Origin of the sequence: Methanovulcanius yangii (genome assembly GCF_018687785.1) — an archaeon.
In the GTDB taxonomy this organism is placed as follows: domain Archaea; phylum Halobacteriota; class Methanomicrobia; order Methanomicrobiales; family Methanomicrobiaceae; genus Methanovulcanius; species Methanovulcanius yangii.
This window is the reverse complement of the sequence record NZ_LTBL01000001.1, coordinates 1,790,797-1,808,403: the sequence shown is the minus strand read 5'-3', so window position 1 is coordinate 1,808,403 and position 17,607 is coordinate 1,790,797. Positions and strand designations below refer to the sequence as shown.

Sequence of the window (17,607 nt, the reverse complement as noted above, 5' to 3'; positions counted from 1 at the left end):
GAGGCAGAGATATGAACCAACGAATATGTATTGCACTCCTGGTCCTTGCGGCCCTCTGCGGCATAGCGGCCGCGGCGACCGACGGCGAATCGGACGCGGCGTCCCAGATTGCGGTGACCGGGATCACCAAAACCCCCGAGACGCTGATGCCCGGGGACCAGGGATTTATCACCGTCGAGATTACGAACACCGGGGACGAGAGCGTCTCCATCGACCGGGCGAAGCTCTACACGAGCGACCTTGCCGTCGTCAATGACAACGCCTACGACACCGTCGGCGACATCGGGGCGGGCAACGACATGGAGTTCACCTTCACCGTGAAGGCGAAGGCGGCCGAGGGGATCTTCTACCCGTCCTTCTACCTCGACTATACCTCGGCGGGGTCCATGCGCACCTCCATCCCGGTGATCGTGGACGACACCTGCCCGCAGGTCTCCCTCCTCGGAGTCCCCGAGACCTTCACCGGGGGGAAGACCGAGGATATCACCGTCCTCGTGGGCAACCCCCGCGACGGTGAACTGAGCGCGATCACCATCACCCCGGTGACGGACAGCGTAAAGAGCGACCGGACCAGCTACTTCGTGGGCAATCTGGAGAAGGACGAATCCGCCGAGGTCGCCTTTGCCATCACACCCCTCGAGGAGGGGGATCTCACCTTTGAGATCAGCTACAAAAACGGCGTCAACGAGCACAGCACCACCGTCTCGATTCCCATGACCTTCGGGACGGACAAGACAAGCGCCGACCTCGTGGTAAACGAGGTCGCAGTCAGCTCCTCCGGCGGGACCGCAACGGTCTCCGGTGACGTGACGAACGCCGGCCTCGAGGAGGCCTACTCCGTCATGGTGACGGTGGGAAGCCCCGCCGTTGCGACGAACCCGAACCCCGTTGCCGTCATCGGCGCCCTTGAGCCCGACGACTTCTCCGGATTCGAGGTGACCTATACGATGCAGGGTGCCGGAGAAGTCCCGGTGCTGGTCACGTACAAGGATGAGGACGGCAACATCTACGAGGAGACGTTCTACGTAAGCGGCGGAAATGCGGTTGCAGCAGCCGACGGCGATGGCGAGACGACATCACCCCAGATGCCCGCCGGCGGACCCGGCGGCAACCGAAACCCGCTCGGCTCCATGGGCAGCGGCTTTGCCCGGATTCCCGTCATCCCCATCATCCTCGGGATCCTGATCATCGCCGGTGGTCTCATTGCCTGGAAGACGGGGTACCTCGCACGGGGACGTGATGCCATCCAGGCACGCCTGCAGAAAAAGAAGTGAGGGGGGAACCAGACATGTCCTCCACACCGGTTATCGCACTCGAGGAGGTGCGAAAGACATACCCCCTCCTCTCCGGGGACGTCCACGCCCTCGACGGGGTCACCCTGACCATCAGGAAGGGGGAGTTCGTCGCCATCATGGGGCCGTCCGGGTCGGGGAAATCGACCCTGATGAACCAGATCGGCTGCCTCGACGTCCCGACGTCAGGGACCGTCCGCATCGAGGGGCAGGACATCGGCACGCTCAGCGACCATGACCTCACGGCGCTCCGGCGCGACTCGATCGGCTACATCTTCCAGAAGTTCAACCTGATCCCCCTGCTGACGGCCTACGAGAACGTCGAGTACCCCCTCGTCCTCAAAGACCGGACGTATGACACGTCCGGCCGGGTGCAGGCCCTTCTCGATTCGGTGGGCATCGACGCGGCGCTTGCCGAACACCGGCCGGCTGAGCTCTCCGGCGGCCAGCAGCAGCGGGTGGCCGTCGCCCGTGCGCTCGTGAACGAACCGGCGATCCTCCTCTGCGACGAGCCGACGGGCAACCTCGACTCGAAGACGAGCACCCAGATCATGGAGATGCTCGCAACGCTCAACCGGCAGGGGCGAACCGTGATCATGGTGACCCATGACGCGGGAACGGCCGGGTACGCCGACCGGACGATCCTGATTGAGGACGGGAGGATTGCATGAAGAAACCCGACATCATCTTCCAGCTCTCGATGCGCAGCGTGCGCCTGAACCTCCTGCGATCGGTGCTTGCGGCACTGGGCATTGTCATCGGCGTCGTCGCGATCGCATCTATCGGCATGATCTCTGCCAATATGACCCTCTCGGTCACGGAAGAGCTCTCGGCAACGGCAAATGTCCTCGTGGTAAAACCGGATAGCGGGGGAGGCGGGAGCTTCGGCATGCCGGGCGGCGGCGGAAGTAGCGACGACGATGACGACTACATCTCGGACGACCAGTTCGACGACATCCGGAAGGCCGCGGGCTCATCGTATGTCTATTCCCTCTATTCGGAGAGCGATAGCATCGAGACGGGCGACAGCAACGGCCGCACCACCATCTACGCGATGGACGATGACGCGATGACGGAGATTCTCACCCTCGCCGAGGGCAGTTTCCCCTCGACGACGTCGCAGGTCGTCATCGGGCCGGACATGGTCGAGCGCTACGGCATCGAGGTCGGAAGCAAGATTTCCATCGGTGACGAGGATGACGAGGACGGAGCGACGACCGTCCGCGTAACCGGCATCCTCGAGGAACGCGGGATGTCGATGGACATCAACTCCGACAGTGCGATCATTACGACCGAGAAGTTCTTCACCGGGCGCTACGGCGGGGAGGACGAGTATGCGCAGGTGAACGTGGTCGTCGACGACATCGACGAGATCGATGCCATTTCCGAGAGCATTGATGAATCGCTCAACAAGAAGGACGATGAAGTTTCGATTCAGGACTCCAGCCGGATGCTCGATACGATCTCCTCGACCCTTGGCACGATCACGACCTTTGCCCTTGCCATCGCGGGCATCTCGCTTCTCGTGGCGGCGGTCTCCATCTTCAATGTGATGATGATGTCGGTTACCGAACGGGTCCGCGAGATCGGCATCCTCCGCAGCATCGGGACGCAGAAGGGCGAAATCCTGCGGATGTTCATCTACGAGGCAGCGATCATCGGCATCGTAGGTGCCGGCATCGGCGCCGCCCTCTCCCTCGTGATCGGCTATGTGGTCGTCTTCGGGATGGTGGGGACAACGGAGTACTTCTTCGCCCTCGACAGTCTCGTGAATGTCCCCGAGGGGATGATCGTGGGCGCCGTCATCTGCATCATCTCAGGGGTGTACCCCGCATGGCGGGCGTCGAACCTCGACCCGATCGAGGCCCTCCGGGCCGAATAATCTCCCGGGGGTGCCATCGTGCAACTGCATGGTTGCACCATGACATCCCCCCTATTTTACGCATTTATTCCCCACCGGGTGCACCTCATACCCAGAGGTTCGGCGAGGCGGGAACACCGTCCCCCCCGGACCCGACCGAACAGGAGATGAGAAATGAAGACCAGCAGAAAACTAGTACTCGCAGTGACCGGCCTTGCCGTCCTCTGTGTCTGCGCCGCCGTGGCAGCACCGTTTGCCATGGGTGACGGAACGGGACGCGGAAGCATGGCAAAGAACGCCACCTGTCAGGATGGAACCTGTGACGCCGAGAGGATGCAGGCTGCCCTTCATAAGATGGCGGAGAACGGCATCGACACCACCGACCTCGAGACCGCTCTTGAGAACGGCGACAGGGAAGCCGTCCGCGCCTTCATGCAGGAGAACAGACCCGACGCACCAAGCGGCGAACGCCAGATGAACGAAGAACAGATCCGGGAGATGATCCACATGATGCAGGAGAACGGCATCGACACCACCGACCTCGAGACAGCTCTTGAGAACGGCGACAGGGAAGCCGTCCGCACCTTCATGCAGGAGAACAGACCCGACGGTGCCGGTGCTGGATTCAGGCATGGCGCCACAGCAACCGAGTAGGGATCGCGAACCATTTCGAGGAATACCTCCGTAACCACACCAACACCCTCCGAGGTAGAGACCATCTCAGAAACCTGTTGTCCCGACGGACAGCAGGGATGGTGGCATCCGCCACCCCCCCCATTTTTTTATTCCTTCACCGGCGAGGCAGGGATGCCGGAACGAACACGGACCCCGTCTCCAAATCATTTACCACTGCTTCTTTCGCATTCCCGGAAGGAGACGGACCGACCAGAAAATTACCCCTGCGGCATCCCGGCCGCTCGGTACGCTTTTTAGGGAATTCCATGCCACTGCCCGGATTGCATGCATGGCGAATACTTCTCCGTACAATGATATGCCGGAAACGCACGGCACCATCGTGCAACCTCCCGGTTGCATCATGGTCGCCACGCCATTTTATCCATTTATCCCTCTTCGTGCCGACGGTATGATCAGAGGCCCGGGAGGGCAAAGGCCCCCTTTTGCCCGAACGGGTTTCGACACAAAACAGAACAGATCCTTCATGCAGGCAGTTCCCGGGCATATCCGGTCCGTCTCCCGACGCCGGACATGGCCCAAAATCACCTGCAGCAGGAATGCACCAACCACCACAAAGGACGCCCAGCTCTCCGCTCTGGACGTCCGGTCAGATCAGAAAACCCCCATCAGCAGGCCGGGGCAGACCCCCAACCCGCCCCGTCCGGCAAATGAACAACAGAGATCACACCACCTTCACGAGACCAACGTTTCCAACCAGCAGTGTCTCGCAGACAACAACGGGGGGCCGGCAGAACAGGCATGGGCCGGCTCCCCGGGGTTCACCTCTATTCACTTTTTTGGACATCATCACCCATCACGTAGTGTTTCGGGCGCAATGATGCGATATCGGATTCATTTCCACGCGAGCGCCGTCCCCCACAAACCTTTTTTTGTCACACGGAAAGTATTGCCTCAGGAAGTGGGTGGACATGAATGGAAACGGCGTCATCGAGGCAAACGATCTAACATGGGAACAGACGGTAGAGAAGAGCACCATCCCCGTCATCGTGATGTTTTACACCCCCACCTGTCCACACTGCCGGACGATGGAGCCGTATTTCCGCGAATTCTCCGGCGAATTTGCAGGAAAGGTCGTCTTTGCCCGCATCAATCTCGCCGAGAGTGCATGGATAGGAGAGCGGTACGGGGTGATGTCGACGCCCACCTTCAAGTTCTTCTGCGGCGGAAAACCGGTCCAGGACCTCGTGGGCGCCGTCTATCCCGCCATCCTCAAAAAACGCATCGAGGAGGTGCTCGTCCACGGCAAGGAGTGTGCCGAGAAGTCGACCGAGATTGATTACGAAATCTCGGGGTATGCGTGAGGAGAGGGGGACAACAACCGCCGAAATGCCGGCATGAGGAAGAGGCGGCAAAAGGATTTGTCGCATATAGAGCGATTCTAAGCGAGAAAAGAAGCACATTTATCTAAAATCAGGGAAAAGAGAACATCATGCCGCTCTTTGAGACCATCGTCCTTGCAACCGACTTCTCCGAGACCTCCGTCAGGGCCCAGGACTACGTCCGGCGCCTGCGCCAGGCCGGATGCAAAAAGGTCATCGCCGTCTTCGTCCTCGACACCATCGAGACCGGTGTCGTCATCAGCGAACCCTCCGGTTTTATCGACGACGAGGGCCGCTATGAGGGCGACCTGAACGCTCGCATCATCCGCCACGCCCGCGAGAAGATGCAGGAGCTGATGGCCATGCTCGAGGAGGTGGGCCTCGAGGTCGAACCGATCATCATCAGCGGCGTTCCCGCCAAGGAGATCGTAAAGATCGCCGACGCACGGGACGCATCCCTCATCGTGGTGGGCTCCCACGGCCGCTCCAACATCACAAGCGCTCTTCTGGGCTCCGTCTCCGAGAAGGTGATCCGGACGGCAAAGCAGCCCGTGCTGGTGGTCAGAAGGGAGGAGTGAGACGAGTGGGGGGATGAGGATGTGCTCCCCACCCTCCGATCGCATCAGCAAATTTAAAAAAAAAATATTATTTTACAATCAGCACCGGGCATGGTGCATGCTGGGCGACCTTCTGGCTGACACTTCCCAGGAAGACACCTTTGATCGCACCAAGCCCCCGGCTCCCGATGATGATCAGGTCGGCTTGTTCCTTTGCGGCAATCTCAAATATTTCCGCCGCGGGATCGCCTATCGCCACCTTCAGGGTATAGGGCAGACCCTCCTTTTCAAAGATATCGATGGTGTTTTTTATCTCGGATTTTGCATCCTCTTCCAGAATGGAGTGGACATCAAAATTTGCCTTCACCATCCGTGACTGGGAAGGAGGAGAATTTTTGATATGGACCATGGTCACATGGGAGGATCCCTCCCTGGCAAAACCCGCCGCCTCCCCGGCCGCACGTCGTGCATTTTCCGACCCGTCCGTTGCAAGCAGGATATTTTTGTACATGTCAGTATTACTCCGGTGCCACCCCTTCAGGAAATTCCACCACGTCCGGCATGCCCTGCCGGTGGTGAGAAACCCACGGGAATCCCCACAGGGATGATCTCTTGCGGCCGGCCATACGCCACCCCGTCTTCACTGGTGTATGGCCCTCCACAAATTCGCGATAGAATCTGATTTACGGGGTATAAAGGGATAGCGATCCGGCACATGGGCCCGATGCGCTCCATGGCACGACGATGCTCCAAGGTGAAAAAGCCCATCCACCCCTGCACGATTCCCGGACGCCAATCCCTGATTCATTCCTGCCGGTACCGGTTCTTTGGAACCATACAGACCGTGGATACACCACGTTGTCCGATGTTCCTGTACAGGCCGACACAGGCAGTGTGCGGAATTATTAACCATCCCCACGGCGACATGTATTGACAGAAGTAAATAATCGCACCAGAGAGTCTCTTTAAATAATCGCTCAATAATTCCGGAGATTCTCCCACATCCGCGATCAGTATTCATTATAAAAAATATTGCAAATTATCCGATATTTACAAAAAATACATCAAATATTCCACTATTTCACACAACGGGAGAACAACTACTTGAACGCGCAACAGATCAGAGAGGAATGGTTTTCAAATACGAGGGCTGACATCCTTGCCGGCATTACCGTTGCTCTTGCACTGATTCCCGAGGCCATCGCATTCTCCATCATTGCAGGCGTCGATCCGATGGTGGGCCTGTACGCCTCCTTCTGCATCGCCGTGGTCATCTCGGTTGCGGGCGGACGTCCGGGTATGATCTCCGCCGCAACGGGGTCGATGGCACTTGTGATGGTCGTTCTCGTGAGGGACTTCGGGCTCGAGTATCTCCTTGCCGCCACCATCCTGACCGGCATGCTTCAGTTCGGCCTCGGCCTCCTGAAGGTCGGGCGGTTCATCTCGTTCATCCCGTATTCGGTCGTGCTCGGCTTTGTCAATTCACTGGCGATCCTGATCTTCCTTGCCCAGGTACCCTTCCTCCTCGGCGCCTCCCTTCCGGTGTATGCGATGGCGGCGGCGACGATCGGGATGATCCTCCTCCTGCCCCGCTTCACCCGCGTGGTGCCGGCCCCCCTCGTTGCCATCGTCGTGATGACAGCGGTTGCGATAGGGACAGGGCTGAATGTGCTGAGCGTCGGTGACCTTGGCGGCATCACCCGGGCCCTTCCGGCATTTCACCTTCCCATGGTGCCCCTGACCCTCGACACCCTGCTGATCATCCTTCCCTACTCGGTGACGCTCGTCATCGTGGGACTCCTCGAATCCCTCCTGACCGCATCCATCATCGACGAGATGACCGACACCCGAAGCGACAGGAACCGCGAGGTGAAGGGGCAGGGCATTGCAAACTGTGTCGCCGGTTGTTTCGGCGGCATGGCCGGATGCGCGATGATTGGCCAGTCGGTCATCAACGTGACATCCGGGGGCCGGGGGCGACTCTCATCGATGACGGCCGGGCTGTTCCTGATCTTTTTGATCATCGTGCTCGGCGACCTGGTGGAACAGATCCCCATGGCGGCCCTCGTCGGGGTGATGATCATGGTCGCCATCGGGACATTCGAGTGGGATTCGGTTCGGGATATCGCGAAAATCCCCAAGAGCGATGCATTCGTGATGGTTGCGACCATCGCCATCGTCGTCTACACCCATGACCTCGCCAAGGGCGTCCTCGCGGGCGTGGTGCTCGCCGCCCTTGCAATGGCGTACAAGATGTCGGTGATATCGGTGTCCGCCGATATGCGGGAGGACGGCGTGAAGGTGTACACGGTCCACGGACAGCTCTTCTTCGGTACCATGACCGCATTCATCGACCTCTTCGACTATGCCGGCGACCCCGAAAACATTGAAATCAACTTCCTCCACTCCCACATCTGGGATCACTCCGCCGTCGAGGCGATAGCACGGGTCATCGACAAGTACCAGCAGGAGGGCACGTCGGTCTATGTCACCGGCCTGGACGTTGAGAGCCAAAAGACGCTGGATAAGGGGTTTTCGTGAGAAGAGGCGGCCATTATAACAAATTAGAGAAGCCCCTGTTCGGAGTAAATATTAATTAGGTCCTCTTCTTTTAAAGGACAATCCACCACATCCTTAAACTGCGATTTGGTCAGGAATAGTTGATTTGCCATATGATCAATCAATTTGTCACTGATTTCTTTATTTCCGTGACTGACTTTTGTGTGAATTCGTGTTTTTTTGCCGTTATAATAAAAAATTAGAACTTTGTGATCTGTGTTCACTTTTTGGAAACCTTTTTTTGACAGAGCCCTCTGGATTTTGGAATTCTTACGCGTTGCCATTAAGAATCCTCACCAATTATTTCTAAAAGTTGCTTTCTCAATTTTTTTGCGCCTTCAGTCAGATTTGAGGGGTCTTCATTGACGTATTCCTCATACAAAATTTTGAATTCATCATTAATTTCTTCCATACCCTGTTTCAAATTGGATGCAACAGCGAGAAGCTTGAATTCTTCATTTGTAATAATGTAGCTATCACTCTCATCTTCATAATCAACAAGAATTTCGAGCGGATGTTTGAATTTTTTGATATTTCCCTCACCAAAGTCAACTTCAGTAAGGGATAGGGAATCAATTAGTTGAAGAGCCGATTTTTCCGATAATTCAATAGATGATTTATTTTTTTCTTGCTCTATCATGCCAGAGATAGCGATTAAATTATCCACATTCTCATACATGAGATCTCGTAATTCTGGTCCGTAATTACAGAGAACTTCCCCATCTGGGGTATCAATGATACACCTACGTTTTCTATCGGTACGGATTTCTATTAATCTGCCAATAATTTTCCCTTGATATTTTTCGGGTTCTTTCTTAATTGCTTGTTGAATTATTGGCTTCCTTAAAGGATCCAATGTTATCTTGTGCTCATTAAATCCAACTTTTAGTGAAAATTGTGATTTTTCATCTGGCCAAATTGTATCGAGTTCCTGAAGACATCGATGCACACGAAATTCATCCGGCATAATGTTGAAAATATCGGATGCAATATCATTTCGATCAGCCGATATCTCCACAATCTCCCGGGTAATCTTTAGAGCCCGCTCACCTATAGTGCCGTGATCTGGAAATTCAGGAAATGGAAGTGATGTTTGTGAATCGGCAAGACCAATTGTCGCCTCAAAACTACCATATTTCAGATCATTTACAACCAAGTCACATCTCTTTTTTATGGTATTTGGAAAATTTCCACCAGTACGGTATTTATTTCCTTCGAGAAAATCGCCCGCGATATACATGATTGTTTGAAGGGCGTGAAGATAATCAGCAATAATTGAAATTGAGACCGCAGATTGCGATTTGCTTTTTGGAGCAATTTTAACCTCAATTTTTTTAGTATTTTTTAACATAGGCCATGAAATCCATGATAGATGCAACGCTGATTTTCATTACATACGGTTCAATCAATTTACAAATTAGCCATAAGGTGTGAAATTAAATAAGTTTTCTATATTTAATTATTCGTCGAAATTCAATTTTTAATATAAGAATGAGAATAGATATACCCACCCTCTCGTACCCCTTCACTCCCCCTTCGCCGTCACGTACGCATCGTACATGCTGTACACCCACACGATCAGGTAGAGGGGAATGCCGATCACGATGGTCGAGAGCGCCGCGAAGATGAGGGCGAGGACGAAGAGGGCGACGGCCTTCAGGAGCTGCCCTGTATAGAACTGCCCGAGTCCGGGAATGAAAAACGAGAGGATGACGGCGATAATCGGTGATGCCATAGTCATGTGTACGGCGGATCAGCACATAAACTGCATCATTCCCGGCAGGGCGCCATTGCGGCAACCACTCCTCTCAACCACCACCAACCACAACCCCTAATCCCCCCCGCACCCAACCATACTATCAGTATACCCATGCCCTCGCCCGCCGCCTACAAAACCCTGAAGACCTACTTCGGGTACGACGCCTTCTACCCCTACCAGGAGCAGGTGATCGACGCCCTTGCAGACGGCCGGGACGTCCTCGCGGTCATCGCGACGGGTGCGGGCAAGTCGCTCTGTTACCAGGTCCCGGCCCTCATGGGGGAAGGCATTGCCCTCGTGATATCCCCCCTCATCGCCCTCATGAAGGATCAGGTCGACGGCCTGCGGGAGTGCGGGGTGCCGGCGGCCTGCATCAACTCGACGCAGGAATGGGACGAGCGAAAATCCGTCGAGCAGGACATTGCGGCCGGACGGGTCCGCATCCTCTACGTCTCCCCCGAGCGGGCCGTCCAGCAGGGCTTCGTCCGGTTCCTGCAGCAGGCGGGCGGCGTCACCCTCATCGCGGTCGACGAGGCGCACTGCATCTCCCAATGGGGCCATGAGTTCCGCCCCGAATACCGCCAGCTCGCCGCCCTCATCCGCGAGTTTCCCACCGCCCCGGTCGTCGCCCTCACCGCGACCGCGACGACCGCCGTGCGGCAGGACATCATGGCACAGCTGCGCCTGCGCCAGCCCGAACAGGTGGTCGGGAGCTTCTACCGCCCGAACCTCCGCTACGAGGTCCGCCCCAAGGAGGACGCTTTCGGCCAGCTCCTCAACTACCTCAAGGGGCATCGCACGCAGTCGGGCATCATCTACACGATGTCGAGAAGCGGCGCCGAAGAGCTCGCCGAACGGCTGCGGGGATTCGGCATCCGGGCGTTTCCCTACCACGCGGGCCTCTCCAAGCTCCAGCGGGAGCGGACGCAGGAGAAGTTCATCCGCGACGATGCCGAGGTGGTCGTTGCAACGGTCGCCTTCGGGATGGGCATCGACAAGCCCGACGTCCGCTACGTCATCCACTACGACATGCCCCGCTCCCTCGAGTACTACTACCAGGAGACCGGCCGGGCGGGCCGCGACGGTGACCCCGCCGACTGCATCCTCTTCTACAGCCCCGGCGACCGGGGGCGCTGCTCCTACTTCATCGAACAGGAAGCCTCCCAGGCCCTGAAACAGGCCGGCTACCGCAAACTCGACGGGATGGTGGAGTACACCGAGGCGACCGGATGCCGGGCGGCGGCGATCGTCCGCTACTTCGGCGAGACGGCGCCTGCGGGGGGATGCGGCCAGTGCGACAACTGCAGAAACCCCCGCGAGCGCTTCGAGGGGGCCGCCATCGCCCGGGCGGCGCTCGCGTGCGTCGACGCCCTCGAGACGCCCTTCGGGGCGGGGCATATCATCGAGATCCTCCGCGGGCAGAAGACGAAAAAGATCCGCGAGACCGGGGGTGCCAAAAACCCCGCCTACGGTAAGGGAAAGGCACATTCGCGGGACGAATGGCGCGGCTATCTCCGCGACCTCGTCCGGCAGGGGTACCTCGAGGTCGGCGGCGACCGCTTCCCCGTCCTCACCATCACCGCCGCCGGGCACGAGGTGCTCGCAGCGGAGGAGGCGGAGGTCTACCTCACCCGCCCGGCACGGGGCAAACGGAAGAAGGCGGAGAAGATGCCCGCCCTCACCGGCGACGACGGCGACCTCTTCGAAGACCTGCGCACGCTTCGAAAGGAGATCGCCGACCGCGAGGGGGTGCCGCCCTACTGCATCTTCCATGACGCCACCCTGCGGGAGATCGCCTGCGCCCGCCCGCAGTCGGCACAGGAGCTCCTCGCCATCCGGGGCATCGGGGCAACGAAGCTCGAGAAGTTCGGCGAGGCATTCCTCGGCGGCTGCCGGACGACGGCCCGCGACGGCCCCTCATCCTCGGCGCTTGCGACGCTCGCCCTCTTCCGGGAGGGAAAGACGATGCGGGGCATTGCAGACGAGCGCGATCTGACCGAAGAGATCGTCGCCGCCCACCTCGAAGAGTGCATCGCAGCGGGCATGGACGTCCCCATCGACGACCTCATCCCCCCCTTCCGGCAGGAGGCCATAAGGGACGCCGCCCGCCGGGAGGGGACCGACGATATCCGGCTCCTGAAGGCCGTCCTCGGCGACCGCTACCCCTACGCAGAAATACGCCTCGTGGCGGCGGCGATGCGGAGGGACAAAACCCCGCCCGGCTAACCCCTCTCCTTTAAGGCGACCGGCCCATCCACCCCATTTATCCCGGTTCGCCTGCCATACTCCTCCATGATCCACACACGCATCAGCACTCCCGGCATCAGCGCCGCATGCTACGCGATTCCTGCAGGCCCTGTGACGATCGTCTTTGCCGTCGCAGAGAAGGGCGTCCTCGGCTGCGGGGCCATCGACCCCGTCGCCCTGCAGGGTTTCGGCCTCGCCACCGCCCGTGTCCGCCCGCCGGAAGGAAAGAACTCCATCACCGGCGCCAAAGACCTCCTCGGGGGAACCGTCAAAGAGGCCAACGACGCCGCCGAAGCCCTCGGGATACAGGTCGGCATGCGGGGGGACGAGGCGCTCTCGCTCCTCTCGTAAGCCACCTGAAGAAAAGAACATTCAGGGAGAGGCAATCCCGTAACGGGCCCTCCCAAAACCCCCATCCCACTTGTAAAAAAAATGAAGAGGGGAGATCCTCCCCTCCATTCGATCCTTTTTTAGTCCAGGATTTCGTACATCGTCGACCGGCGCTTCAGGACGCGGCCGAGATCGTCGGTGATCTCCTTCATCTCGGCAGGGTCGAAGTAATCTGCCGCCTCCGCACCGGCGTCGGTGGAGACGGCATCGACAAACATCGTCCCGCCGAAGTCGTTCCCTCCTGCAAGCATCCCCAGTGACGCCATCCGCGCCCCGATCTTGCCCCAGGAGATCTGGATGTTATCGAAGTTGTCGAGAAAGAGCCGTGCGACCGCAAAGAGGAGGAGATCCTCACGGCCCGTCGCTCCACGGGTCACAAGACCCCGCCGGTGCAGCGCCGTCCCCTCGTGGAGATAGGAGAGGGGGACGAGTTCCGTAAATCCGCCTGTTTCGTCCTGAATAGCCCGCAGGACCCCGAGATGTTCGGCACGGTCCCGTTCGGTCTCGATCGAGCCGTACATGATGGTGGAGGTGGATTTGATGCCCATCCGGTGGGCCTCTGTGATGATGCGCACCCACTCTGCAGTCGGAACCTTTGCAGGGCAGATGGTCCGCCGGACATCATCCACGAGAATCTCCGCCGCCGTCCCCTGAAGGGTGCCGAGGCCCGCCGCCACCATCCGCCCGAGGACCTCTTCAGTCGAAATGCCGTCCTGTTTTGCCGCCCATGCGACCTCGTCCGGACTCATCGTGTGCAGGTCGGCCTCGGGCATCATGCCGTGGACAAGGGAGAGGAGTTCAACATACCGCTCAGTATTGAAGTCCGGGTGAACACCCGAGAGGAAGCAGAGTTCGGTCACCTGCCGATCCCGCGCCTTTCGCACCTCACTTTCGATCTCTTCCTTCGTGAAGAGATATGCCTCTTTGGACGATGGGGGCACCCCGAACCCGCAGAATCCGCAGAGGTTCTTGCAGATGTTGGTCAGGTGCAGGTTCTGGTTGCGCACGTAGGTGACGATATTTCCCACCTTCTCTTCCCGCACGATATCCGCGGCACGGGCAATCTCCCATACCTCGGGGCCGCGGGCACGGAGGAGCATCGCCGCCTCCTCCTCGGTCATCCTGGCGCCGCCGATGACATCATCGAGCAGCTGTCGTACTGGCTGACTCATCCTGTTTCCTATGAGGGTACACGGGTGGGCATTAAAAGGCTTCTTTTCAGGAAACCCCATCATTCGAAAAAAAAGACGAAAAATCAACAAAAATAGGGTATTATTTTTTGGTGGACGGGCTCTTCTTCCCGGAACCGTTCTTCTTCGCACCCTTCCCCTTCGATGCAGCCTTCTTCTCCGCGGACCGGGATTCTTCATCCTTTTCGGCTTCCTTTTCCGCCTCGCGCCGCCGGGAATACCACTCCCAGACGACCATCAGGATGATGATCACAATGGCAAATTCGACGATGTGCAGCGGGAAGTAGCCGACGAGCGGTATCCTGAAGATGGCCTTCCCCACGATCCACTCCTCCCGCACCGGCTGAATCTGCCCGAGGGTGGGATAATAGGCGACCTGATCGACGCTCGGGTTGTTGTCCCCCTTGGTGATGTAGCCGGACGCCGTCGTATTGTCATCGTACCATGATATCGCCCGGTGGATGATCGGATGCACCGCATCGTCCCCGTTCGGGCGGAAGATGATCACGTCCCCGTAGACCTGATTCCCCTGCAGGTCGGGGGAATCACCGAACCTCACGTACCCGGTCGCCTCACCCTCCTCCCAGGAGGTGAGCTCCCCGTACCGGTCGAACGCCGCAACGAAGACAAGGTCGCCCACGTTCATGTTCGGGACCATCGACTCGGACTCGACCGCAACGACGGCGGGCCATGTGCCGGATGCAAGGAAGAGGAGAAGCGCGATGCCCGCGACGACACCCACGACCCAGAGGGCGTCCCTTACCCATCCCGCCCGCGGGTCGTCGCTCTCGAGAAACCGTTTTACCCGTGTCGGGATGCCCAGAGGTCGCCTGCGTGTCTTCATGGAGTGCTCCTGAATACATACATTCTCCCCCTACATAATCATTATTTGCGGCTCTGCGGATGATCCGGCAGCCCTGTCCGACCTTCCGTTTCACCGGTTTGAATGGTATTTTATCCCGCCCCGACCAACTCTTCAGTATCTATGCGGACCGAACAGGAGATCGTGCTGAAATTTCTGGACCTGGGCCTTCAGGTCCACCCCGATGTGGTCGCCTACATCGCCCAGCAGCAGGATCTCAGCCTTGTCGACCGCACCGCAACGACCATCCCCGACGGGACGGTGGTGGTCATGCCCCGCCATATCCCCGGCTTTGCGTCCGAACGCGACGGCATGCGTATCCTCACGGAAACCGAGGTCGACATCGTCCAGGGAATACGAAGCCCTTCGGGCAACGGGGTGGACTTTCGCGACTTCGTCCATTACTTCCGCAACCGCTATGACAAACTCGCCGGGCCCCTGAGAAAACGCAAGGCACTGGCCGACATCTATCCGGTCGAGGCCCTCACCCGGACCACCCGCTATTACAACTCCGATGTCGCGGTCATCGGCATGGTCGTCGATGTCCGCAACACAACAAAAGGCCACCGCATGGTCCATCTGGAGGACCCGACGGGGGAGATCAACATCCTCTTCAACAAGGGCAGGGATTTTTTTGAGGAGGCCGAACGCATCATCCCCGACGAGGTAATCGGCGTGCGCGGGAAACTCTCCTCGGACGGCAACCTGCTCTTCGCCGACTCCTTCCACCGTCCCGACGTCCCCATGAACAACGGCCCGACCCCCTCCGAAACGCCCGGGAAGGTCGCCCTCATCTCCGATGTCCACGTCGGGTCCGATACCTTCCTTGGAGAGGCATGGGAGCGCTTCTCCGACTGGCTGACCGCCCATCCGGAGGTCGGGTACCTTCTCATCGCAGGGGATCTGGTGGACGGCATCGGTATCTACCCGGGACAGGACAAGGAACTGACGATCCCCAACATCTACGGCCAATACGAGGTCTTCGCAGAGATGATGCGAAAGCTCCCCTCGCACCTCCAGATCGTCATATCCCCCGGCAACCACGACGTTGTCCGCGGGTCCGAGCCCCAGCCCGCCCTCCCCGAGCATTTCTGCGAACACTTCCCGGAGAACGCCGTCGTCGTGGAGAACCCGGCGCTCGTCAACCTCCAGGGGGTCAATATCCTGATGTACCACGGCAGGTCGTACGATGATATGATCGGCATGATCCCCGGCGCCTCCTATACCCGCCCCGAGGAGATCATGGTCGAGATGCTCAAACGCCGTCACCTCGCCTGCACCTACGGGGAGCGGACCCCCATATTTGCGGCAAAGGAGGACCGCCTCGTCATCGACCCGGTCCCCGAGATCCTTCACACCGGTCACGTGCACATCTGCGGCATAGCCAACTACCGCGGCGTCCTCTGTGTGAACTCCGGGACCTGGCAGTCACAGACGGCGTTCCAGAAACAGATGAATATCCAGCCCACCCCGGCACGGGCCGTCATCGTCGACCTCCAGACCCTCAGGCCCGAGGTCATCGAATTCTCGGGCGATATCATCGAGACCTGACGACCTGTTCTTTTCCGTCTCTTTGGTGTGAACCCGGAATCTCACTGACGGAATTACCATTGCACAACCGGCGCCGTCACCCTATCGTCGTCCAAAAGGGAAAACAGCCCGGATATGCTCACGGAATACCCCTCATCATGGAGGGCTCCATCCCCGGCGACATCATTCTTTGCGGTCTTGCGAAACCGTCTCCCGATCACCTTTGCCTCCTGTCTGCGGAGACGGTGCACCCGCCCGGGGGCGTCTTCCGGCTGCATTGCGATATTAAAGGCGGCATTGACATCGGCATGGATCGCAAGCCCACAGACAGGACAGTCAAACCGCTTGCGGTGCCGCAGTCCCGTGCTCCCGCAGCGGCTGCACCGTTTGGAGGTGAACGACGGATCGACATAGACGACGGGAATCCCCCGCCGGGAAGCCTCCTCCTCGACCTGCCGCTGGAACCGGGCAAACACTACCGAGTTGATGGAGAGGACACCGTGACCGGCAGCGCCCGACGGCCGCACACCATGCCTGCCGGTGCTGAACCGTTCGAATTTGATACCCGCACCAAGCCGTTCCGCCGTCCGCACCACCTCGCGGGAGACGTTCCGGTACACGAGCCGGATCAGCTCCTCCTCACGGCGGTGTATCGCCTTCAGGCGGGCACCCTGTTTCTTGCGCAGCCGCCGGCGCTCCTGTTCGAACTGCTGGTGGAGGCGGGACACCTCGCCGCCCAGTTTTGCGGAGTACCCGCTCTCCGGTTCACCGAGGACGACCGTATGCCCCGTTGTGTTCAGGTCGATACCGAGCCATGACGACGGGGGACGAGGGTGCACCGATGAGAGAGCGGGACAAGACGATGGCACAGACGGGAAGAACACCGCAGCGCCCGTTGTTGCACCGGGGGAGAATGAACAAAAGGGAGGGCAGGAGTCGGAAGGGGAGGAGGTAGGGGAGCAGGAGAGGGAAGAGGTGAAACATGAACTGTGGAAAGAGAGAGATTTGTCGCACCGGGAGGCAGAAAGAGAAGAGGAGAAGACGGACGAAGAGGAAGGGCGGGGAGGGAGAAGGGTGGAGAGGGACGATGCGGGGGGAGCATCAGCCACTGAATGCGGCGGGCCACCGGGCCTGCCGCCGTATGATGAGATGTCACCGACAGACGTAAGATTACCTCCGGATGCTTACCAAGTCTCTGGGACATCCATGAATAAAACCTTTGGCAGAAATCTATTTTTAGTAATGAATGTATATACTTACGTCCGGCATTTGTACGTACGATCATACTTATTCTGCGCAAAGTTTTCCCCCGGTCCGACTCCGGGTCTGCCATAATCACCAGCTG

The 17,607-nt window shown here is 58.7% G+C and carries 17 protein-coding genes; 11 read left to right on the top strand and 6 right to left on the bottom strand.

Features of this window, described 5'->3' with window-relative positions:
* The first annotated feature begins 11 nt into the window (after positions 1–11).
* The 6 genes from AZH53_RS09085 to AZH53_RS09060 all read left to right on the top strand — a co-directional run bounded on the left by AZH53_RS09085 (position 12) and on the right by AZH53_RS09060 (position 5,746).
* Complete coding sequence (locus tag AZH53_RS09085; RefSeq protein ID WP_319643200.1) at positions 12–1,274, top strand: COG1361 S-layer family protein; 1,263 nt, start codon at positions 12–14, stop codon at positions 1,272–1,274.
* Positions 1,275–1,288: 14 nt separating this feature from the next.
* Positions 1,289–1,963: an ABC transporter ATP-binding protein gene (locus tag AZH53_RS09080; RefSeq protein ID WP_319643199.1), complete on the top strand. Its 675-nt coding sequence runs from the start codon at positions 1,289–1,291 to the stop codon at positions 1,961–1,963.
* On the top strand, positions 1,960–3,174 hold the full coding sequence (locus AZH53_RS09075; RefSeq protein ID WP_319643198.1) for an ABC transporter permease: 1,215 nt from the start codon (positions 1,960–1,962) through the stop codon (positions 3,172–3,174). The genes AZH53_RS09080 and AZH53_RS09075 overlap by 4 nt, the downstream gene beginning before the upstream one ends.
* 153 nt (positions 3,175–3,327) lie before the next feature.
* A complete protein-coding gene (locus tag AZH53_RS09070; protein WP_319643197.1) occupies positions 3,328–3,807 on the top strand; it encodes a hypothetical protein in 480 nt (159 codons plus the stop codon).
* Positions 3,808–4,757: 950 nt separating this feature from the next.
* The gene (locus AZH53_RS09065; protein ID WP_319643196.1) at positions 4,758–5,150 is read left to right on the top strand and encodes a thioredoxin family protein; all 393 of its coding nucleotides are present in this window, start codon (positions 4,758–4,760) and stop codon (positions 5,148–5,150) included.
* A 128-nt stretch (positions 5,151–5,278) separates the two neighbouring features.
* Positions 5,279–5,746 carry a universal stress protein gene (locus tag AZH53_RS09060; RefSeq protein WP_319643195.1) on the top strand — a complete coding sequence of 156 codons (468 nt, stop codon included), beginning with the start codon at positions 5,279–5,281 and terminating at the stop codon, positions 5,744–5,746.
* A 67-nt stretch (positions 5,747–5,813) separates the two neighbouring features.
* Here the strand turns inward: AZH53_RS09060 and AZH53_RS09055 are convergent, their stop codons facing one another.
* Entirely contained in the window at positions 5,814–6,236 is a 423-nt protein-coding gene (locus AZH53_RS09055) for a universal stress protein (protein WP_319643194.1), read from the bottom strand.
* A gap of 593 nt (positions 6,237–6,829) precedes the next feature.
* Here AZH53_RS09055 and AZH53_RS09050 point away from each other — a divergent pair.
* Positions 6,830–8,266 carry a SulP family inorganic anion transporter gene (locus AZH53_RS09050; protein ID WP_319643193.1) on the top strand — a complete coding sequence of 479 codons (1,437 nt, stop codon included), beginning with the start codon at positions 6,830–6,832 and terminating at the stop codon, positions 8,264–8,266.
* Between the two features lie 301 nt (positions 8,267–8,567).
* Here AZH53_RS09050 and AZH53_RS09045 read toward each other — a convergent pair whose 3' ends face one another.
* Together AZH53_RS09045 and AZH53_RS09040 are read right to left on the bottom strand one after the other, a co-directional pair.
* The gene (locus tag AZH53_RS09045) at positions 8,568–9,635 is read right to left on the bottom strand and encodes a hypothetical protein (RefSeq protein WP_319643192.1); all 1,068 of its coding nucleotides are present in this window, start codon (positions 9,633–9,635) and stop codon (positions 8,568–8,570) included.
* Between the two features lie 174 nt (positions 9,636–9,809).
* Positions 9,810–10,019, bottom strand: coding sequence for a DUF5683 domain-containing protein (locus AZH53_RS09040; RefSeq protein WP_319643191.1), 210 nt, complete (start codon positions 10,017–10,019; stop codon positions 9,810–9,812).
* Between the two features lie 135 nt (positions 10,020–10,154).
* Between AZH53_RS09040 and recQ the strand changes: the two genes are divergently transcribed.
* Positions 10,155–12,269, top strand: coding sequence for a DNA helicase RecQ (gene recQ, locus AZH53_RS09035; protein ID WP_319643190.1), 2,115 nt, complete (start codon positions 10,155–10,157; stop codon positions 12,267–12,269).
* Between the two features lie 66 nt (positions 12,270–12,335).
* Positions 12,336–12,641, top strand: coding sequence for a DUF1805 domain-containing protein (locus AZH53_RS09030; RefSeq protein WP_319643189.1), 306 nt, complete (start codon positions 12,336–12,338; stop codon positions 12,639–12,641).
* Between the two features lie 119 nt (positions 12,642–12,760).
* Here AZH53_RS09030 and cofH read toward each other — a convergent pair whose 3' ends face one another.
* A complete protein-coding gene (cofH, locus tag AZH53_RS09025; RefSeq protein ID WP_319643188.1) occupies positions 12,761–13,852 on the bottom strand; it encodes a 5-amino-6-(D-ribitylamino)uracil--L-tyrosine 4-hydroxyphenyl transferase CofH in 1,092 nt (363 codons plus the stop codon).
* 100 nt (positions 13,853–13,952) lie between these two features.
* Positions 13,953–14,714, bottom strand: coding sequence for a S24/S26 family peptidase (locus AZH53_RS09020; RefSeq protein ID WP_319643187.1), 762 nt, complete (start codon positions 14,712–14,714; stop codon positions 13,953–13,955).
* Between the two features lie 141 nt (positions 14,715–14,855).
* Between AZH53_RS09020 and AZH53_RS09015 the strand changes: the two genes are divergently transcribed.
* Positions 14,856–16,283: a DNA-directed DNA polymerase II small subunit gene (locus AZH53_RS09015; protein WP_319643186.1), complete on the top strand. Its 1,428-nt coding sequence runs from the start codon at positions 14,856–14,858 to the stop codon at positions 16,281–16,283.
* Between the two features lie 53 nt (positions 16,284–16,336).
* On the opposite strand, the gene AZH53_RS09010 is transcribed toward AZH53_RS09015, so the two are convergent.
* A complete protein-coding gene (locus tag AZH53_RS09010) occupies positions 16,337–17,131 on the bottom strand; it encodes a transposase (RefSeq protein WP_319643185.1) in 795 nt (264 codons plus the stop codon).
* A 113-nt stretch (positions 17,132–17,244) separates the two neighbouring features.
* On the opposite strand from AZH53_RS09010, the gene AZH53_RS09005 reads away from it, so the two are divergent.
* Complete coding sequence (locus AZH53_RS09005; RefSeq protein WP_319643184.1) at positions 17,245–17,430, top strand: hypothetical protein; 186 nt, start codon at positions 17,245–17,247, stop codon at positions 17,428–17,430.
* The last annotated feature ends 177 nt before the right edge of the window (positions 17,431–17,607 follow it).